16 protein-coding genes are annotated in these 21,201 nt (G+C 49.6%); 8 read left to right on the forward strand and 8 right to left on the reverse strand.

All coding sequences use genetic code 11. The annotated features are described in order from the left end of the window. Positions 1 to 44: 44 nt before the first annotated feature. The 3 genes from F452_RS0103400 to F452_RS0103410 form a co-directional block, all read right to left on the reverse strand. Complete coding sequence (locus tag F452_RS0103400; RefSeq protein WP_018964840.1) at positions 45 to 1,133, reverse strand: phosphotransferase enzyme family protein; 1,089 nt, start codon at positions 1,131 to 1,133, stop codon at positions 45 to 47. Positions 1,134 to 1,210: 77 nt separating this feature from the next. Next, positions 1,211 to 4,582 carry a glycoside hydrolase family 2 TIM barrel-domain containing protein gene (locus tag F452_RS0103405; protein ID WP_033317134.1) on the reverse strand — a complete coding sequence of 1,124 codons (3,372 nt, stop codon included), beginning with the start codon at positions 4,580 to 4,582 and terminating at the stop codon, positions 1,211 to 1,213. 15 nt (positions 4,583 to 4,597) lie between these two features. Continuing rightward, positions 4,598 to 6,004, reverse strand: coding sequence for a Gfo/Idh/MocA family protein (locus F452_RS0103410; protein ID WP_018964842.1), 1,407 nt, complete (start codon positions 6,002 to 6,004; stop codon positions 4,598 to 4,600). Positions 6,005 to 6,712: 708 nt separating this feature from the next. On the opposite strand from F452_RS0103410, the gene F452_RS0103420 reads away from it, so the two are divergent. The 8 genes from F452_RS0103420 to F452_RS0103455 all read left to right on the forward strand — a co-directional run bounded on the left by F452_RS0103420 (position 6,713) and on the right by F452_RS0103455 (position 12,512). Next, entirely contained in the window at positions 6,713 to 7,267 is a 555-nt protein-coding gene (locus tag F452_RS0103420) for a nitroreductase family protein (protein WP_018964844.1), read from the forward strand. Beyond that, on the forward strand, positions 7,260 to 8,072 hold the full coding sequence (locus F452_RS0103425; RefSeq protein WP_018964845.1) for a Rossmann-like and DUF2520 domain-containing protein: 813 nt from the start codon (positions 7,260 to 7,262) through the stop codon (positions 8,070 to 8,072). The genes F452_RS0103420 and F452_RS0103425 overlap by 8 nt, the downstream gene beginning before the upstream one ends. Positions 8,073 to 8,088: 16 nt before the next feature. Continuing rightward, positions 8,089 to 8,610 carry a KdsC family phosphatase gene (locus F452_RS0103430; protein ID WP_004585207.1) on the forward strand — a complete coding sequence of 174 codons (522 nt, stop codon included), beginning with the start codon at positions 8,089 to 8,091 and terminating at the stop codon, positions 8,608 to 8,610. A 41-nt stretch (positions 8,611 to 8,651) separates the two neighbouring features. Further along, complete coding sequence (locus F452_RS0103435; RefSeq protein WP_018964846.1) at positions 8,652 to 9,251, forward strand: Maf-like protein; 600 nt, start codon at positions 8,652 to 8,654, stop codon at positions 9,249 to 9,251. 57 nt (positions 9,252 to 9,308) lie between these two features. Further along, the gene (gene rpmH, locus F452_RS0103440) at positions 9,309 to 9,461 is read left to right on the forward strand and encodes a 50S ribosomal protein L34 (protein ID WP_004585205.1); all 153 of its coding nucleotides are present in this window, start codon (positions 9,309 to 9,311) and stop codon (positions 9,459 to 9,461) included. Between the two features lie 260 nt (positions 9,462 to 9,721). Beyond that, positions 9,722 to 10,903 (forward strand): T9SS type A sorting domain-containing protein, encoded by a 1,182-nt coding sequence (locus tag F452_RS0103445; protein WP_018964848.1) that lies wholly within the window; start codon positions 9,722 to 9,724, stop codon positions 10,901 to 10,903. Positions 10,904 to 10,957: 54 nt separating this feature from the next. Next, the gene (gene serB, locus F452_RS0103450; protein ID WP_018964849.1) at positions 10,958 to 12,199 is read left to right on the forward strand and encodes a protein-serine phosphatase SerB; all 1,242 of its coding nucleotides are present in this window, start codon (positions 10,958 to 10,960) and stop codon (positions 12,197 to 12,199) included. Between the two features lie 10 nt (positions 12,200 to 12,209). Further along, the gene (locus F452_RS0103455) at positions 12,210 to 12,512 is read left to right on the forward strand and encodes a Dabb family protein (protein ID WP_018964850.1); all 303 of its coding nucleotides are present in this window, start codon (positions 12,210 to 12,212) and stop codon (positions 12,510 to 12,512) included. Between the two features lie 104 nt (positions 12,513 to 12,616). Here the strand turns inward: F452_RS0103455 and F452_RS0103460 are convergent, their stop codons facing one another. The 5 genes from F452_RS0103460 to F452_RS0103485 form a co-directional block, all read right to left on the reverse strand. After that, complete coding sequence (locus F452_RS0103460) at positions 12,617 to 14,002, reverse strand: T9SS type A sorting domain-containing protein (protein WP_235290040.1); 1,386 nt, start codon at positions 14,000 to 14,002, stop codon at positions 12,617 to 12,619. A gap of 1,115 nt (positions 14,003 to 15,117) precedes the next feature. Further along, entirely contained in the window at positions 15,118 to 15,444 is a 327-nt protein-coding gene (locus F452_RS0103470; RefSeq protein ID WP_018964853.1) for a DUF2149 domain-containing protein, read from the reverse strand. Positions 15,445 to 15,449: 5 nt separating this feature from the next. After that, positions 15,450 to 16,028, reverse strand: coding sequence for a MotA/TolQ/ExbB proton channel family protein (locus F452_RS0103475; RefSeq protein ID WP_013815629.1), 579 nt, complete (start codon positions 16,026 to 16,028; stop codon positions 15,450 to 15,452). 60 nt (positions 16,029 to 16,088) lie between these two features. Next, entirely contained in the window at positions 16,089 to 16,775 is a 687-nt protein-coding gene (locus F452_RS0103480) for a hypothetical protein (protein ID WP_018964854.1), read from the reverse strand. After that, positions 16,772 to 21,181 (reverse strand): cobaltochelatase subunit CobN, encoded by a 4,410-nt coding sequence (locus F452_RS0103485; RefSeq protein ID WP_018964855.1) that lies wholly within the window; start codon positions 21,179 to 21,181, stop codon positions 16,772 to 16,774. Before F452_RS0103485 ends, F452_RS0103480 begins: the two co-directional genes overlap by 4 nt. Positions 21,182 to 21,201 lie beyond the last annotated feature (20 nt).

Consider the following 21,201-nt stretch of genomic DNA (forward strand, 5'->3'; position numbering starts at 1 on the left):
CGAATTGACAAAAAGATACATCCTATTCGTATGGGGTAAAAGCCTTATCGGCCAAGGCATTGGTTGATAAATGCTTGCATCTGAGGCATGTACTCCTCCACGCTCTGTAGCAGCTTGAACTGTGCACGAGTACGCACCAGATTGTGCTCGGGGTACTTGATCTTATAATACATATCACCGTTGATGTAGTCCGTCAGGAAGCGTACACACTGCATATAGGGAAAGAGTGCTGCGGCATATGGGAGATTCTCTATTTCGATGTCGGTGAGGAAAGAGCTTGCCCCCTTCAGGTATCCTTCGGTAAAGGCCTTGAAGATTTCCATGTCGAAGTTTACACGGTCGAGGTCTTTGTCGTCCTCCTCGCCGGTATTGGCTCCGGTACGGAGAAAGTCGCCATAGTCGGAGAAGATAAAGTTCGGCATCACGGTGTCGAGGTCGATGACGCAAAGTACATGTCCGTCTTCGTCGAAAAGCATGTTGTTTACCTTCGTGTCGCAGTGACATACCCGTTTGGACAGTTTTCCTTCGCGATGCAGACGCTCTGCCTTGCACATTTCCTCTGCTCGCCTTTCTATTTCATCGATATAGTAACGAACTTCCTCAACGCGCCCCACCGGATCGGTCTTCAAGGCATCGTGTAGCTGGCTGAGCCTGAACTCCATATTATGGAAGTCGGGAATGGTTTCGCCCAATTTGTCGGGTAAATCCGACAGTATGGCTTGGAAGTTGCCGAATGCTTGTCCTGCATATCGCGAGTATTCGGGTGTTACCGCCTCGAAGGTTTGTGCTCGGGGAATGAAAACCATCATCCGCCAATAGTTTTCTCCATCGTAATAATATGTCTTGTCCCCATCGCTTGTGACGAGGGTGAGCACTTTGCGTTCGATATCATCGGCTCCCGATTCGGTCAGCTTGTGCCGGATGTGTGCAGTTACGGCCGTAATATTGGCCTGTAGCATTTCCACATCTTTGAATATGGTGTGATTGATTCGTTGCAAAACGTAGTCAGGTGCATCGGCTTCGGCTGTTACTACTTTGTAAGTATCATTGATAAGACCGGCACCTAAGGGTAGGATCTCTGCCACGCTTCCCTCGGTGTGGAAATGTGCTACTATTTCATTCAGTTGCTTCATGCGTTATGCTGTATTTTATTCTGTATAAGATCTATGAGTGTGGGTGATACTCTCGTTGCTTTCACCACTCCTGTCGCTTAGTAGGCGTATCGGGTGGCAGTAGTCATTTGTCCGACTGACCGTACCGAAAGAAGGGTAAAGCCCCAACTGTATTCCCGATTGGCCGGTAGGCGGTGCTGAGGTTCGGGAAGAGCCGACCAGCTATCGTATCCTCCTACTCCTTGTTGTTTCATATCCACGCACACCTCTACGAAGTCGCGCACGGGCACATCATTGACATGATGCTGCCGACGGAGGACGTTGCGAGCTTTGCTCTCATCTCGGCTTTGTATCTCGGCCGGTGAAAAGTTGTTCCATTGGTAAGGTCTGTGCTTGGCTTCTTCCGAATCGAAGTCCTCGATAGCTTGCCGAAGAGCGTTGAAGCCGATCGTTTCGTCGGCTACTATGCCCAAGCCCAAGCCTCGTCCGTGCAGCATCAGCCAGCGTGTATCGGTACGATGCCCGTTCTCTTGCGGACGTACATAGTTATAGTACATCCTGTCGGCAGCAGTAGTGTACAAGCCTACGGTCGCCCCGTAATTGCGGTCGATATAGTTCTCATCCGGCCCTCTTCCGAAGTATCGTACCTCATTCATATCCGCAGGAAGGCGGAAGCGTACACCTATACGAGGCACTTCGAGGGTAGAAGCTTCCTTGCGCAGAGCTTCTCTGCCGGGGGAGAATGTAGCGGTTCGGGCTGCTTCGGACCATTCATATTCGTCGGTCTCCATATCCGTCGAAGAGAATCGCATTTTCACGTTCACCACACCATCGGGATATATTTTATAGGTCAGGCCATAGAGGTTGCCGGCATCAAGCAGATAGGTCGCTTTGAGCAGGACGGCATTCCCTTCGGTGGCTAATCCTGCCTCGACTACTTGGAAGTCACGGCTCGATTCCTTCCATATCTGCAAGCGTCTTGGAGCACCGTTGCCGTAGTCGTTGTCGGTGGGAGCACGCCAGAAATTGGGCTGTATGCCGAATCCGTCTTGGAAAAACTCCTGACCATCCACCCTATAAGAGGTTACCAATCCACTCTTTTTGTTGAAAACGAAATGGACTTTGGACGAAACGACCCTCAATTCATCTCCTTCTGTGCTTGTGCACAGGGTAGGGCCTGTAGCGCGGTAGGTAGTCTTTTGGGCTTCGATGGGAAGTCGGAATTGATCGTGGGCAATCTCATACCCTATAGGAATCAGCGGCTCTGCCTGTAGGGTCTGCACGCTGAAATCGACAAAGTATTCTACACCGGCCATCGGCTTGAGCTTCGCTACTGGTATGGTAATATCCGATGAAGTCTGAGGATCGAGGTCTAAGCCGATGACCTTGCTTTGCACGGCTTTGCCATTAGCCGAAACCGTATAGCGCAGGCGGTATTTCTTGAGGTTGGTGAAGTAGAACCGATTCGTGATGCGGAAATGTCCCTTGGCGGCATCCACTGCTTCGAAGCCTACGTTTTGATGCACATACTTCACCTCCTGCATGGCAGGATGGGGTGTGCGGTCGGGATTGACCAGTCCGTTGCAAAGGAAGTTGCCATCGCTCGGTGCATCCACTCCGAAGTCTCCTCCATAAGCCCAATAGGATTTCCCCTTATCGTCAGTGCGCAGGATGCCCTGATCCACCCAGTCCCAGATGAAGCCGCCTTGGAGGTTGGGGTACTTGTAGATAGCCTGCCACTGCCCCCACAGGTTGCCGGTGGAATTGCCCATGGCATGAGCGTATTCCGAGGGGATCACAGGGCGATCGCTACCGGCCTGCCCGATGTCTTCCAACCATTTCGCATCGGGATATTGGGGTACGTACATATCCGTATTCCACTCCCATTGGGCACGTTCGTAATTCACGGGGCGCGCCATCAGATCGCAATCGGCCTCTTTCAGCCAGAGATAGGCCTGATAGAAGTTGTACCCGTTGCCTGCTTCATTGCCGAGCGACCAGATCGTAACGCACGGGTGGTTTTTGTTGCGTTCGAACATATTCGCTATACGATCCATATGAGGCTTCAGCCACTCGGGATTATTGCCCAAGGTGCCCCCACGGCGCAGGTTGTAGTACATGCCATGGCTTTCGATGTTGGCCTCGTCGTACACGTAGAACCCGTATTCGTCGCACAGCTCGTAGAAACGGCGATCTTGCGGGTAGTGTGCCAGCCGGACGGCATTCAGATTGTGCTGCTTCATCAGCTCCAAATCCCGGCGCATCAGCTCCTCGGGTACGTAATGACCGGTGACGGGATTATGTTCGTGCATATTGACCCCTTTCAACTTGATGGGTTGTCCATTGACAAAGAAGCATACGTAGGGCATACCGTTGGCCGCTTTTTCCTCTATTGGCTTGATTTCGATCCTGCGAAAGCCGACACGGAACGGTATTACCTCGGTGACTTGGCCATTCTCCCGTACCGTCATCAAGAGCTTATAGAGGTAGGGATGCTCCGACGTCCATGTATGTACCGCATTCGGCCGAGCTTGGAAAGAGAGGGTGCTCTCTCCGCCGGCAGCTATGAGGGTCGAACGGGTTTCGGTGGCGATAGCCTTTCCTTTGGCATCGAGCAGCTCGTAGGTCAGAGACAGCTCGGTGTCTTTGTTACGACGGTTTCGCAAGTCGGCTTTCAGGGAGAATATACCATTGCGGTAGCTATCATCGAGTGTGGATTTGATGCTGAAATCCTTCACTGCCGCCTTGGGCTGTGCATAGAGGAATACATCGCGTTCGATGCCACTGATGCGCCAGAAGTCCTGACACTCCAGATACGAGCCGGTACTCCAACGATAGATCTTGAGCGTGAGTATGTTTTTTCCGGCATGGATATACGGATTGATGAGAAATTCGGCCGGATTCTTGGAGTCTTCGCTGTAGCCGACTTCCTGCCCGTTGATATAGACATAGAGTCCGGACTTGGCTCCGGCTATATGGAGATAGATGTCGCGCTCCATCCAGTCCGTGGGTACTTCTATCTCGCGCCGATATACTCCTACGGGGTTGGCCTCCGGCAGCTTGGGCGGCTGCGGATTGCGAGGCTGAAACTCGTATCCGTGATTGGTGTAGATGGCCACACCGTGCCCCTGTATCTCCCAGTTGCCGGGGACTTGGATGTCGTGCCATCCGTCTGCGTCTGCCGAGCTATCCGTTATGCCGGCAGGCAGATGTGCCTCGCTCTCGGCATAGAAGAATCGCCACGTGCCGTTCAGAAGACGGTAGTACGAACTCTTCTCATACTTGCCGGTGAGAGCTTCGCTTCGGTCGGCATAGGTCATGAAGGACGAACGCGCCGGTTCTTTGTTTACGCTTACTGTACGGATGTCTTTCCAATATGGAAGCCCCGGCTCTGCGATCTGTGCCTCTGCACTGAAAACGACACTTGCGGCAGTCAAAGTTGCCGCAAGTGCCAATAGGAAATTCCTCATAGTGTCCGATTGTCTTTACTCTGCCATTGCGTGCCGGTAGCCCTTTACTTTATCCCAATTGCCACGCGTGAAATCGGGGATGGCTACGGGGGCAGAGCCGTTTTCGATGGAGATGCGGCTTAGCTCCGCCAGACAACACCATTCGGCCAGATCGTACACATCCATATCGAGGGGCAGGCCATTGCGGAGGCAATAGATGAGACGATAGTCCATGATGTAATCCATGCCACCGTGTCCGCCTACTTTTTTGGCCGTCTCTTCCAGTTTGCGATGGATGGGGTGTTTGTATTTTTCCATCAAAGCCTTCTTCACCTCCTCCGATACGGGGCCGTGGGCATTGAGCTTTTCGTGGTCAGGGGCTATGTTGGAGTCCACTTGCGTGGGACGGAGGCAGTACATCTCCAGCGGGTATTTGTCTGCAAATCCGTCGGTACCCACGGCTTGGTACTTGCGGCTATAGGGGCGGGGAGTCATTACATTGTGCTGGATGAGGATGGTCTTGCCCTTTTCCGTGCGGATGAGCGAGGTTGTCTGGTCGCCGTTTTGGAAGTCGGTCACCACCTCTCCGGTCTTCTTCTTGATGTATGCCGGCCCGTTCACGGCTTTCGTGTCCATGGCTACGATGGTCTTCATGCGGTCGCCGCGATGGATGTCGAGCAGTTGGCACGCCGGACCCATACCATGGGTGGCATATACATCGCCACGATGCTTGCGGTTGTAGTCCAGACGCCAGTTGTTCCAGTAGTAGGGCCAGAAGTCTTCGAGGTTGTGGATATAGGCCCCTTCTGCATGCAGGATCTCGCCGAATACACCTTGGTGAGCCATATTCAGCGTGGTCAGCTCGAAAAAGTCGTATACGCAGTTTTCGAGTTGGATACAGTGTTTCCGTGTGCGCTCGGAAGTGTCGATGAGCTTCCATATCTCTTCGAGCGTCATGGCTGCCGGTACTTCGATGGCGGCATGCTTGCCGTGCTCCATCGCATATACGCCCATTTCGGCGTGGGTTTTCCAGTCTGTGACGATATATACGAGGTCGATGTCCTTGCGTTCGCATAGTTTCTTCCAGGCGTCCTCACTGCCGGAGTATGCTGCCGCTTTGGGTAGTCCGGCTTTGACGAGGATCTCTTGGGCTTTTTCCACACGTTCGGGGAGCACATCGCACAGCGCTACCACTTGCGCTCCGGGGATTTGGGTGAATCGCTCCACTGCACCCGGCCCACGCATGCCGAGACCGATGATCCCGATACGTACCGTTTCCAGTTTGGGCGTTACTAACTGCAAAACGTGCTTCTGTCCCGACGGGCGAGCAGGCGTTTCTACTTGGATGGGGGCATGTCCGGATACTACTTTCCGGGCATGAAGGGCAGTGCTTACTGTCAGGGCTAAGCCTATGCAGAGCGACAAAAAAACTTTGTACACCATATTTATAAGGATTTCTTTTGCGACAAAGATAAATCTAACCCATCGCAACCACAAACCATATTCCCGTACCTCTGCATGCATACTCGAAGAGGGGAGGCGAAGTAGATTGACGTGTACTGATGCAAAAGGATTCTGTGCTGCACCGCATGCCTTCACGAAGGCGGATACTTTGCCGGAGCACTCGTTCGTAGGGAGGTAGTATACACGGCACAGATCACTGCAATAAAAGAAACAATCGTTCCCGGCCGGAAAAAGTTTTTTCTGCAGTACGGAAAAGTTAAAATGCCACTATGCAATTCTTTATTCAAAGGCTTCGGATATATAAACAAAGGTTTCAAATATATATCCAAAGGCTTTGTTTATATATACGAAAGCTTTGGATATAGATTTTCCGGCCGGACAATTTATTTTTGTCGGCTGTCGGAGAAACTTTTCCCGGCCTGAAAAAAAACAATCCAACGGCGACGAGTAAACCGATATAGACGTCTGAAAAAATAAGCGGTTGTCAATAAATTTTTCAAAGGCCTCCAAAAGTGAAATTTTCTCGCACTACGTTTTATGGGGGCCATAAATGGGCTTTTTCTTGCTCGTGATCGAGTCCTTTTAAGATGTGGAGTCCATCGGGTTCGATCGGGCGTACTGCCTTGTCGCTATTTCTCGTGCAGATGGGAAGATAGCCAAGAGGGCTATTTGTATATCTTTGTCTATATGAAATCATTTGCAGAGTTAATAGAGAATCGCCGCTCTATCCGACAGTTTTCGGAAGAGCAGCTTTTGCCCGAGGATGTGCAGGCTCTGATGACAGCAGCATTGCGCGCTCCATCCGGCAAGAACAGGCAACAGACCCGGTATATACTGGTGGAAGACCGTGACAAGCTGCAAGTGCTAAGCCTGATGAAGCAGCATGGTTCCCGTTTCTTGGCGGATGCTGCCTTGGCTGTAGTGGTGCTGGGATCGCCCATGTTTTCCGAGCGTTGGCACGAAGATGCTGCGATAGCCGCTACCTATATCCAACTGCAGGCGGAGGATCTGGGGCTGGGCAGCTGCTGGTGTCAGGTCTTCGGATCGCTTACACCGAATGGGCAGGAGGCTACTCAGTATGTGCGCAATACGCTGAATATCCCCTATCAGTTGGAAGTCCTGTGTATCATTGCCATCGGACACAAAGCCGAGCACAGGGATCCGCGCCCTGCATCGGAATTGAAGTGGGAGAACGTTTTTATAGGCGAATATCCCGATTGGGAGAGTGTGTCGCATGATTGATCCTGTAGGACTGCCCGATACTTTCGTGCGCATAGTGCTTGTCGGCAGTGGAAATCTGGCTACCCGAACGGCTTTGGCCTTGTCCGAAGCCGGCAATCCGCCCATTCAGGTATGGAGCAGGTGTGCCGAGCATGCCGCGAGGTTGGCCTCCATGTTGCCGGGAGCAACCGCTACCGATCGGGTGGAGGAGCTGCTCTGCGATGCAGATCTTTATCTCCTTGCGGTGAGCGACCATGCTATCGAATCCGTAGCTGCTTCTCTTCCTTCTACAACGGGAATATGGGCACATACGGCAGGCAGTATGCCGATGGACGCCCTTCGCCCTTATCACGAGAGGATCGGTGTATTTTATCCTCTTCAGACATTCAGTCGCGAACGCCGAGTGGACTATTCCTCCATACCTATATATATAGAGGGTAGCGATGAGGCCGTGGTACGACTGTTGGAGTCTGTCGCTCGTCTTATCAGCGGGAGTGTACTGCGCTGTACATCGGAGCAGCGACTCTATCTGCACTTGGCTGCTGTTTTTGCCTGCAATTTCACGAATCATCTCTATGCCTTGAGTGAGCAAATGCTGGCCGTACATGGCCTGCCACCGCGCTCTCTGGCTCCTCTTATCGCGGAGACTGCAGCCAAGGTGCAGGAAATGTCCGCCACTGAGGCACAGACCGGGCCGGCCAAAAGAGACGATACAAACACTCTGCAAAAACATCTCGGTCTGCTCAACCCATATCCGGATTGGCAGGAGATCTATCGGATGCTTAGCGATAGCATTTGGAAAATGTACGGACCGAAAGAACAATAAACCCCATCTTAATCTCATGAGTAGTATTCCATTCGACCTGAAGTCCATACGGGGATTCGTCTTCGATGTGGACGGAGTGATCAGCCATACCGTTTCGGCTATGGATGCCGAAGGCCAACCTATGCGAACGATGAATGTAAAAGACGGTTATGCCATGCAATATGCCGTCAAGCAAGGCTTCTTGCTGGCCATCATCACGGGCGGATACAGTCCGGCCATAGCCAAACGGGCAGAATATCTCGGCATCAAACATGTCTATATGCGTTCGTCCAACAAAGTGGAACAGCTCGAACACCTCTTGCAGGAGACAGGGTTGAAAGCCGAAGAGATAGTATATATAGGGGACGATATACCCGATCTGCCGGTGATGCAGAGAGTGGCTTTGCCCGTTGCCCCTGCGGATGCCGTGCCGGAGATCAAACAGGTGGCCAAATACATATCCCATTGCCGAGGAGGAGAGGGTGTCGTCCGCGATGTCATCGAGCAAACGCTCAAGGCGCAAGGCTGCTGGGCACAGGGAAATGGGTTTGGATGGTAGAGGACGGAAGTCTCTTTGATCGAAAAAAATCTTGTTGTTTTATGCTGGACAATCTGAAGAAATATAAGATCGTACTCGGATCGCAATCGCCCCGAAGAAAAGAACTCCTCTCCGGTCTCGATATTCGATTCGAACAAAAGGCCATGCCGGACATCGCAGAAGATTACCCTGCCGACCTCGATCCGGAGAAGGTACCGCTCTATCTCGCTCGAATGAAGGCTGAGGCTTATCGATCGAAAGGTATGATGCAGGACACTACTTTGCTGATTACGGCCGATACGGTGGTCATTATCGATGGTGCCATTCTCGGCAAACCGCAAGACCGAGAAGAGGCCGCTCGGATGCTACGTACATTAAGCGGGCGTACGCATCAGGTAGTGACCGGTGTGTGCGTCAGCCACCGGTCGGAGACAAGAGCTTTCTCGTGTTCCAGTCTGGTAACCTTTGCGCATCTGAGCGACGAGGAGATCGATTATTACCTCGAACGCTACCGCCCCTATGACAAAGCCGGTTCGTACGGCATACAGGAGTGGATAGGCTATATCGCCATCCAGCGAGTGGAGGGTTCGTTCTACAATGTCATGGGGCTACCCGTTCATTTGCTCTATAATGAGCTGAAAGACTTTGGCGAATCAAATTAAAGTCCCTATATTTGCACCCCGAAGTGTAGGGATAACTAACAAAACAATATAAGAGCAATGAAAAGAACATATCAACCCTCTAACCGTAAGAGACTGAACAAGCATGGCTTTCGCTCTCGTATGGCAACGGCAAACGGCCGTCGTGTATTGGCTGCTCGCCGTGCAAAAGGCCGTGCCAAACTGACCGTTTCTGACGAATTCGTAGGCTAATACCTTCGGGCAATACGGCTTTCTCTCTTTTATATTCGGCGACTTCTCCGGATCATTTGTAAGAGGGAATAAAAGGAAAATCACTCATCAAAAAGAGGCTGTACTCGTGGTCGAGAGACCGAGTACGGCTTTTTTTGTATTTCTCTCTCTCTTCTATGGTGTCAAATTTGTATGCCGATACCGCACAAAGAGCGATTTACTTATGGAATGAAACATTATATTTGCTCGGAGAAATAAAAACCGCAACTAACAAGTAACAAATGAAACAATTACTCTCTCTTTTCCTTTTTGCAGGACTCGTAGCCGTAGAAAACCTATCTGCTCAGTCTCCCCAAATCCCTCAAATAGATGTACAAACTCGCATAGCAAGAGATGCACGCTATCGATTGGACAAGATCAGTGTTCCCGATTCTCGCGAAGTTTTCGATTATTTCTATGAAGAAGGAACCATACCGACCAAGATACAGAGATCTATCGGTGGTATGCTCTCTAATGTAGACTCGCTTTTCTACGAGGACGACAGATTGATGCAAGTACGCTATTATGTGAATATGGACAATGCTCTCCAGATGCGCCAAGTGGAAGATTACATATACGATGGAGATCGGTTGGTCCTTCGGGAGTTCAAGAACTCCCCATCAGATGAGATCGCTTTAAGAAAGGAGTTCTATAACTATTTCTGTGGTAGCAATCTTCCTTTTGAAACAACGACAGAAACAAGCGATGGATATTTTCAAAGTCGTGCGATAACCTATCGCAACAACAAGATCGCGAGAATAAACATCATGACTCAGGAAAACCCATCGGCCGACTTGATCGAAACGGGTAGAATGGTATATGAGTTTGATGCCAATAATGATGCTGTACTGCTTCGTGACAGTGTATTTCTTCCTCTTCAAAACAAGTGGGTAGAAATGTTTACTCACCGTTATACATACGACAATAAGCATAATTGTATTCGTTGGGAGCAAGATGAGTTTGGTGTCACCAAGTACGCCAACAACTTCGAATATGATACGTCGATCTCTTTATCTTCCGTATTGTTCCCCACGCATGAAGAGTTCTTCCGCCCTATTTTGCCCAGTTTCATGAAGCATATGCGTACAAAGCAAACGTATTTCTATAACTCCGGAGACGGCTTGTCTGAGGTATGCGATTACAACTACTTCTATACCGATATGCAGGGCAATGCTCTGACCGATGTCGCAGTAAGCGAAGCGATCAAGATCTATCCTCGTCCTGCCACGGATTTTCTGCGTATAGAGGGGTCACAACTGCTTCGTCTCTCTCTGTTCGACCTCAACGGTAAGTTGATTAGAACCACCGAGCTGACAGGCGATTTGGCCATTATCGGAGTTGCATCTCTCCCGAGAGGCACCTATATTGCAGAGGTTACAGCTGCAAACAACAAAGTCGTACGCACGAAAGTGATACTTAAATAAGGTGTCACAGGGCAGTTCGGGTACGTAAATCTTTCATCAAATAAAAACTCATATATGAGTGCAACACGAAAACTCATTTTAGCGAACATCCACGGAGTAGATAAGCCAGGTGTTACCGCTGAATTAACTGCCATCCTGGCTAAGCACAATGCCTTCATACTGGATATCGGCCAAGCTGATATTCACAATAACCTCTCGCTCGGAATACTCTTCCAGACAGACGAAAGTCATTCGGGATCGATACTGAAAGACCTCTTGTTCAAAAGCTATGAGTTGGATGTGACTATCAGATTCGAACCCATCACAGAAGAAGCCTATAGCGAATGGGTGGGAATGCAGGGGCGAAACCGATACATCATTACCGTTGTGGCTCGGAAGATCACGGCTGAGATGATTGCCGGCATTGCCCGATCCAGTGCCGAGCAGGGACTGAATATCGATGACATCAAGCGACTGACAGGTCGTATTCCGCTCAATGAAACAGATCGCTCCCCCAAAGCAAGTGTAGAGTTTTCCATGCGTGGAACTCCCACGGATATAGAGAAGCTACAGCGCAACTTCATGGAAATGGCTTCTCAGCTCAACATGGATATTTCTTTCCAGCGTGAGAGTATGTTCCGCCGTATGCGTCGTCTTATTTGCTTCGATATGGACTCTACGCTGATCCAGACAGAGGTCATAGACGAACTGGCTATCAGAGCCGGCGTAGGCGATCGGGTCAAAGCCATTACCGAGAGTGCCATGAGAGGCGAAATCGACTTTACGGAGAGTTTCCGCCAGCGAGTGGCTCTGCTGAAAGGGCTTGATGTGTCTGTGATGCAGGAGATCGCCGAAAGTCTTCCTATTACCGAAGGGGTGGAGCGTCTGATGAAGATACTCAAGATGGTAGGTTTCAAGATCGCTATCCTTTCGGGGGGATTCATGTACTTCGGCAACTATTTGGCCAAGAAGTTCGGGATCGACTATGTCTATGCCAATGAGTTGGAAGTAAAAGACGGTAAACTCACCGGCCGTTATGTTGGTGAGGTGGTGGATGGCAAGCGCAAGGCCGAACTGCTCAAGCTCATTGCTCAGGTAGAGAAGATAGACCTCATGCAGACTGTTGCCGTAGGCGATGGAGCCAATGACCTGCCTATGATCGGACTTGCCGGTCTCGGTATTGCATTCAATGCCAAACCGAAAGTAAAGGCCACAGCTCAGCAGAGCCTTTCCACGGTCGGTCTTGACGGGGTCCTATATTTCCTCGGATATAAAGATTCGCATATAGACGACGAATTGCTCACCGAAAAATTATAACATCTGCACTATGATCAAACATATCGTGATGTTCAAGTTGGCAGGTTTTGACTCTGCAGAAGCCAAAACGAAACACCTGCACCTGATCAAGGATGCACTGGAAGCCCTCGTACAAGTAATAGAACCCCTGCGAAGCATGAGCGTTCGCCTCAATATGAATCCTACCGAAGAGTATGACTTTATGCTGGAGGCAGACCTTGATAGTCTCGCCGATGTCAAAGCCTATGCCGAGCATCCTGCTCACATGACCGTCGTTCGAGAGTTGATAGCTCCGTATAAGGACGGTCGGGCATGTATAGACTTCCAGATCTAATTTTTTTCGGATAGAAAAGATAATAAAGCAATCGGGACAGCATCGGAGAGAGAAAAAGTCTCTCACCATGCTGCCCCGATCTTTTTGTCTGTACTCGCGCGTCGTTATTGAACGATCACTCTTTCTGTAATATCACCGATCTGCAAGAGGAAAATACCTTTGAGATGGCTGATGTCTATCTGCTGGAAGATATTATCAAGCGTAATTCTGTAAACAATCCGTCCGTTCATATCTATGAGGGATGCCACTTTTCCCACCATTTCTAACGGTATTTCTATCGTTAAATCTTTGGAGGTTGGTACGGGATAGATGCGGAAGTCTTGTGCTGCGATCTCGTCAGCAGCATTACTCTTTTTCATCAAGGCAGTCACCTCAGTATTCTTTTCAATAACGAATTGATACGGCTTTTCGATGCTTTGTCCGTTCACCAATACCTTATCGACTTCATATCCATCAGCAGGTGTAGGGTGGACGGTGATCGTATGTCCTCCAACCAGCATGGAACCACTGCTCAAAGATTCTCCATCGGCAGTCAATTTTATCTCCCCGTTTTCCGGCTGAATGATTGTAAGACTATACGCGGCGTTGGATTCGTAAGTAACTTCCATCTCATTTTCAGTCTCTTTGATCACAGCATGCGTATAACTGTTCATGGATGGTAAACCTGAAAAATCCATGTAGTCTTTGGGGCCGAAGTATACTAAATAAACCAAACTTGATTTTGGGAAAAATGTTTCAGAGGCAAGTTTTTCTTTGTCATACTGGTAGTAACGCCAGAAATCTTCGCGCCCGGCTTTGATAATATCCAAATTCTCATTGTCGTATTCGAATATCCACTCCTTTTCTTCTCCTATACCTGCATGCCCTGGCTTAAATCTGATAGAGACTATTTTATTGACGTTATTGTACGTAAGTATTTCTCTGTTCAATTCTTCTCCGCTTTCAGTGTCTATCTGGATTACTTCTTTTAGAAGTCCATTTTCGTTGTATACAAGATTCGTTGTACGCAGGTCGTACCACTCATTCGACATATGGTTAAATGCATCTATTTCTGCTTTGATCAGTTTCATATCGGTATCATAAAAGAAATCGATGCGTATATCCTCGACCAATTCCAGATTCTCATTGGGCATATGGCGTTTGAAATGGGTAATATACCCCTTATCGTTCCGCTCATACTCATATTTCCCCAAAAGAGTCAGATCCAATCCCACATATTCTTCCTCTCGAATCATGTATCCGGCATCGTTGTAAGAGAATACTCTTTCCTGAATAGTTTGTCCTGTTTGGTTTTCTGAACGGATCTTTTTCAAGCGATTGTTCACTCCATATTCATAGAAAAAACAAGAAGAGAAGTTTTTTACTTTTGCGATTCTTTGTTTGAACTGTTGTGGGTTTGCATGGAAATAGTTTGGTGCCATTGTCTGCGCACCAGCATTCCATATCCATACGCATAAGAAAGCCATGGAGGCTAAAAAAAGTTTTTTCATAATGATTTTTCTCATTGGTTATTAGCGACACAAAGGTATTGGCCACCACCAGACAGGCCAATACCTACTTTGAGGTATTCTTTTTCCGTTTTTGTGCCTATTTAGGTATATTCGATGGCTTTCAATCTACTTCTGATCTCCTTTTGAAAATCTAATGGCCGATAATTTTAATAGCTCTTATATTAAGTGTCGATATATTACAATCCATTCATGGGGTATGATTCTCTCTTTTTTATTATCCTTTTTCTGTCATGAAAATACGTGCCAAAAAAGTTTTCAACAGCGAAGATGTGTTTGGAATGATTCTAAATAAGCACCTATAGAGGAGTATAAAACGAGGCAAGAAAGAGTTGAAAATAGACTTTGCCAGATCAAAAGGTATTTTTCAATCTGCCACTTAATGATCTATATACAAATCATTTTCAATTTATATATAGATCGTTTTTACTTTATATATAAATCGTTTTCAGTTAATATATAGGTCGGAAATAATTTCTATATAAATCGTTGGTCTATGATGATTATTTCGTGAGTCGATAAAACGGAGGCACCCGTCGAATTCGTGGTCGAATGCGACGGGTGCCTTATGTCTTGAGGTGTCGGTATAAGAGCTATTAAGCTCTATTCTTCATACGAGCATTTGTTTTTGTAGGCAATGAAATATGCCGACCGATTTCGTGCGAGTAAGCTCGAATGAGCATTGGGCAGGAGTAGAGTGGATAACATGTCTTTTGTTTCTTTTATCAAAATATTTAATCTACGCTATGTTGCTCTATCGGTAGGAATACACGCCTTTCGGGAGAGCACCTAATTGTTCGCAAATATAGCAAAAAAATACTCCCATGGCTATGTTTCGGATTGTATTTGTTTGATCACCAACACCCTCTCGAATACATATATGTATTTGAATTATTTAATACCTCATACTCGAATATGCATGTGTCAATTCGATTCTGTAAATCATAGGCCAGAATTGAAGCAATGCTTTATTTATTTTGTCTACGGCGTTTGATATAAAAAACCGGCCCTGCAAAAAGTGCTTTCGCAGGGCCGGAGGAAATAGAAAAAAGAGCTTTTGGGCTTGAGGTCGGATGATAATAGCCGGTTTCTCCGTCTTAGTCTTCCGGCACGTAGATGATTTCGCCGCTTTCCAGCTGGTAAGCTACACCTACGCGCTTGCCTTTGCTGCCGGCTCCATCGGAGGATTCGTCGGACGGGGTGTACTTCTCCACCTTATCGCCTTTCTTGATCAGGATTTCCATGTTGTCCTTGCCGGGATTCTTGACGATCGTGTAGTCTTCCTTGCTGAAGACTTCGGTCATGTTGAATTTGGTGACGAGGGCAACCATCAGAGCCACGGCAAAGACCATGGCTACGTCGAAGAGGTTGGATACGAGTGAGGAGGGATCCGTGTCTTCTTCGTGGAAGCGTCTTCTGGGCATGGCGATCAGGAGAGTTTTTCGTTGATATAATCGAGCCAAACGAGGTCGTTCCGGTTGTAAGTGCGCACGATGTGCAGGGCTATGTACCCTACAGCCGAGGCAAACATACCGATGACCGTGGTGGCAAAGGCTACCTGCATATTATAAGCCATCTGCCCGATGTCGCCCGTGGAGAGCCCGACAAGGGCCGGGCCCATCGGGATGAGCGTACCCATCAGACCGAGTATGGGGCCGAACTTAGTGAGTACTTTGGCCGAACTCAGACGCTGCTCACGAGAGAGCTCGTACCGGCCGATGAGCAGGTTGCGACGGGCGGAATCGGCATCGAGGACTTCGGCCAGCACATTTTCGAACGGGGCGTGGGGGCGTTTGGCTGCTTCGGCTCTGAGGGCTTCGGTGTCGAGGCCGGCCTTGTTTTCGATGATGCGGGCGAAGGTCTCCTGCCGGCGACGGTAGCTCTGCCACGTGCCGAAGAGGGTGCCGAGGAGGAGAAGAGATTTGATGAAAAGATAGATGAGTCCGGCGACTACCGGTACCAACAGGCCGTTGGAGACCCAAAACATGACGTTGGACAAGAAGTTCATTGGGAAAGTATTGTTAGTGAGTGGTTCGGCGTGGGATGAGGATCCGGTCCGATTCGATGATTATTTTTTTCGGTTGTTTTTTCTTCTGATTACAGCCCACAGGCGAGGGGCCAAATAGCCGATTGAGGCTCCGGCCAAGACGATCAGGAAGAGATAGAGTGCCTGCCACCAGTCGGTAGTGATACCGGCTGTTCGCACTGCGGAGTCGGGGTGCAACACTCCGGCAGCAATGACGAAGACAAAGGTGCAGAGCGAAAGCAGAACAAGCGGTTCCCGCAAGGCCTCCCGTTTGAGTCCGAGTGCTCTCCACAGATAGGGAGCCGTTATACTCAGGGCTGCCACGATGAGGGCCATCACGATGGAAACTCCAACAAACGAATAGCCCGGCAGGACGTAGAACAGACTCAGACGCAGATAGAAGAGGGTGGGGAAGAACAGGAGCGGAGGCAAATGGCGCACCCACGTTCGGTACAGGCGGAAGGAGGAGGGACGGTGCGTACATATATATACGACATATAGCAGATCCACCATCACAGCCAGAGAGACATTGCGCAGGGCTTCGGGCGAGTACAGGAGAGTCTCGACCTCCATCCGGCTGACGTGCTGCGTCAGTCCGTGTACGAGTGCGATGAAAGCCGCGTAGGCCACCGCATGCAAGCATCGGACGAGGAGGGAACTATGTACTCCCTCCTCGAACAGATACTTGAGCGTAGCCAATAAGGCTATGGTCAGCAGGACTTCTCTCATTCTTTTCCTTTTCTGCGCTTGGCAATGAGGAAGAGTATCAGGATTATCACCACGAGGGCTACTCCTGCAGGCAGCAGGTAGGAGGTGACAGGGCTGGAGGTATCCTCACTTGAGCGAGTCTCTTTCTTGAGTCGCTGTCCCTTCTTGGCATCCTTGATCGATACTTCGCGAGCATCGGCTACCTTCTCTTCGTAGGCTTTCTTGTCACTTGCATCGAGGCGTTCGCCGATGAAGCTGCGCAGCTTGGCATTGTCGCAAACGAATCCGCTACAGCCGGCTCCGAATTCAGCCACGGATTTGGCATGCAATTCGGCAATAGCTTTCAGCTGTTCGGGTGTAGCTTTCCACATACCCTTGCGTGCGGTCTCCATCATTACGGCAGTGAACTCCTGCAAAGCGGCAGGGTTGTTTTCGCGGAAAAATTCGTGGACGCCCAGATTCTTCTCATCTTTCACATAAGTAGCGTAGATGTCATCCCACAATTCTTTGTCGATGGCCGAAGGCTTCATGACATTCCAGCCATAGGTATTGCGGATCGTTTCGGCAATTCCGTTGGCGGCATTCTGTCCCTCTTTGAGCTGCTCTTGGATATAGGTAGGATTGAGGATCGTAGTTCTGGCTTCCACGCCGATGGCTTGTTTCAGTTCTTGCACGCGTGTCTTGTGACGATTGCGCAGGTCGTTGAAGTATGCTTCCGGATCTTTGCCCGTCACTTGGCGGACAGAGAGCGTGAGGCCACCCATGAATTCATAGACGTGGTCGAGGCTCAAGGCTCCCCACGTATTGCTCTGGCGAGGTTGTACCACGGCATCCACATTCTGCAAAGCTGCTTCGAACATACCTTGTTGGAAATCTCCCCAGCGACCTTGCATACCGTAGATTGCGCCCATGTTGTTGAGGTAAACATCTGCAATCTCTTTTTCGGTTTCCCAGCGATCACCGCTTTCGACCATGGATTGGATGCCGGTACCGTAGTTGCCGTTCACGCCACCGAATACACGCTGCGTAGCCAGCATACGTGCATCAGCCGGAGAAAGGCCCTTGCCGAGCAATACTTTCTCCGCATCTACTGCACCACGAGCAACTTCGTTGTCGCTCTCGGACTTTTGGGCAGCAGCCAGATCCACAGCCTTTTGGATAAGGAACAGGCGAGAAGCAGCCAAGTCGCGAAGCTGCCCGGACGTTTGTACTACCACATCGATACGTTTGCGGCCGAGTTTTTCGATCGGTATCAGTCGGATGTCCTGCACACGTCCCATCGGATCGCGTACGGGCTCCGTCCCGAGCAGATAGAGTATTTCAGCTATGGTAGCACCTTCGCTTTCGATGAAGCTACTGCTCCATAGCGTAAAGCTGACTTTCGTAGGAAGTTCGCCATTGTGACGGCGAGCGTAGTCGGCCAGCATGTCTTCTGCCATCTTCTTTCCTTTTTCCCATGCAGCTGCTGATGGTGTGGCCTCGGCATTGATAGAGAAGAGGTTTCTTCCGGTAGGAAGTGTCTCCGGATTGGCGATATAGTCGCCGCCGGGCGAGGGTGCCGTATAACCGCCGGAGAGAGCGTTCATCATAGAGGTCAGCTCCAGCTGTGGGCTGTTTTTGAGTGCCTTATAGTAGAAAGGTATTTGGGCAATGGCATGCTTGAGTTCGCTGATGCTTGCTGCCATGGCTTTATCTTTGGCCGTAAGTTCTCGTGACGGCTGATTCGCCATGGCCGGTTGCTTGGCTTTCGACTTATCGGGCATCATGGCTTTTGCCTTTTCCGAATGTGCCGCTTGCATAGAATCCTTGCCGTGAGAAGGCATAGCGTGCTGTGCTCCATCGCTCTTCATCTTAGCGGCCATGGCTTTCATGGCAGCGATTTGAGCCGAGTCGGGTTCCTTTCCTCCATTTGCTTTCATCTTAGCAGCCATGGCTTTCATGGCAGCTATCTGTGCCGAGTCGGGTCCGGAACCTCCGTTTGTTCTCATCTGCTCGCCCATCTTCCTCATCATCGCCATCTCGGCCGATGTAGGCATACGGCCGCCGGATGCAGCCATCATTTGCTCGCGCATGGAAGATGCTTTATCCTCTGCAGAGCGGACTACGGCTTCGGATTGGGCAATTTCACTGGACAGTACACCCAGCGTAGTCAATGCTGCATTCACATCCACCGTCTCACGTCCAAGGTAACGCTCCACCAGTGCTTCGGCAGGACGACGATAATGGTTGGTGAAGAATCGTTCGCTATCCTGCTGCTCCTGCGTGTAGCGTCCACGCTGACGGTCGATAGCAGCCAAAGCATAAGCAATAGGATCCGTAGCAATATGCTTCACGGAAGAACGGATCTTTTCTTCCGGGAACATGATACCTGTCTTGTACATACCGCCCGGGATCTTGCTGACAGCAAGTTCTTCGGCAAAGTCGGAAAGAGAGACGATTTGCTCACGTGTATAAGGTTTGTCGAGGATGGAGTCGAGCTTCAGATCGCGATGGTAGCCGTTCTTCACGGCCAAGGCCTTGATGCGGAGAGACAGGGCTTTATCATCGTTGTCCTGCTCCAGATATTTATCCGTCAAGCTGAGGAACTCGCTTACTTGACCCCTCATGCGCGTTTCGATGAAAGGAGGAGCCAAATAAGATACCGTACCGGCATAGCTTCTGCGCTTGGCGATCATTCCTTCACCGATATTGGCGATGGTGTAGTAGTAGATATGGGGCAGGTCATTGACGAGGCGGTCTGTCCAATCCTCAGAAGAGAGAGCAATCTGCTTGCCGGGGATAAACTCAAGGCTGCCATGCGTACCGAAGTGCATCATCACATCTGCTTTGAATGCTTTCTGTGTCCACAGATATGAGGCTACATAGGCGTAAGGAGGTACCGGATTAGAGCCGTGTACGGCTTTGAAGTCATTGGCTCCTCCACCTTGTACGGGCTGAGGCAAAAGAACGACATTGCCAAACTGTACACGGGTTACACCGATGCCGCCCACTCCGTTTTGTTCCATCGAATAGTATTCTCCGGGAGCTTCTCCGTAGCGTTCTTGCAGAAGCTGGATTTGATTTGGCGTAAGGACTTCTTGCATCCATTGCTTCAAATCACTTGTGGGTACGAATGCCGGATAGCCACTTTCGGTAAAGCGTGCCAGATTGCCCTCGGCATAGCTATTGAAAATAGCTCCTTGCGTCATGATAATCTTTTCGAAAGCAGCTTCATCGGTGGGCAATCCGGTGAGGTCATAGCCTTCGCTCTGCATCTTGCGCAATACATTATAGATAGAAGGCAGGGTCTCTATTCCTTGTGCTACGAGGCTGTTTTGTCCCGGTCCCTTGAAATAGTAGATGGCAACGCGCTTCTCCTTGTTGGGTTTGTTCTTTAGGACGATGTATTTGTTCACCAGACTGGTGAATACCTCCAGTCGTCCGGGGATGGTTCTGAAGAGTTGTAATCCTGTCTTGGCATCTTTTTCGAGAGCAACCAATGCAAAGGGAACCATGGCACCGTCCAACTCGGGAGTCGATACGCTCTGTGCCAAGAAGCCGCCTACCATACCTTGCTTGTCTTCCAACCAAGTCTCTCGAAGATTGCCGATTGTAAGAGGTGCCAGAATAGGAACATTTTGCTTGCGGAGCCATGCTTCCGCTTCAGTGGAATGGCCTGCTGCCAAACGTCCGTGAGGCATATAAATCAGAAGGTCGGGATTGATGAGTTCCAAGAATTCGAGACGCTTATTGCCTGCTGAAAACGGGAAGACATTGAGTCCGCTTTTTTCCAAAGAGGCTACAAGCTCGTCTATATGCTCGCGGTTCGAGTTGAAGGGATTGCCGAAGCCTATCAGCAGTGCTACGCGCGGAGCACCCTCGCGATAACCATGCGTACGATAGTACTGCATATAAGTATCCATGGATTCGAAAATATCCTCATCGGTCTTGCCGAAGAAGAGGTTGCCGGCATACTCGATCGGTGCCTCGATCTTACCTTCCCGAAGAGATTTTCCCAGAATCTCCTGACGCAGGTAGTTGAATCCCGATCTATAGTTCTTGCCACCTCCATAGCTGAAGTATTTGGAGAGTACTTCCGCCTTTGTGCTATCGATAGAGCAGAGGTTGTTCTCCGGATTGGTGGCAGACATCACGATATAGGGGATCTGCTTTTCTTCCAAACTCTTGATCTGGGCACGATCGTCTTCGTTCCATTTTGCACCCATGCCGAAACATAGTACCGCATCGTACTTCTTCAGTTTGCTGAGGTCGTCCTCAACGTTTACTGTCACATTTCGTGCATCGGAAGAAAGACTCATTCGTGCCACCATAAACTGGGGGAAGTTCACCAATGCCACACGCGAGGGTTGTGGACGGAACATCCAAAATGCAAAGCCGATAGCCACCAATAAGATGGCTACCAACAGATAAATTATTTTTTTCTTCATCGTAACGAATTATATTTCTG

The organism is Porphyromonas gulae DSM 15663 (genome assembly GCF_000378065.1).
GTDB lineage: Bacteria > Bacteroidota > Bacteroidia > Bacteroidales > Porphyromonadaceae > Porphyromonas > Porphyromonas gulae.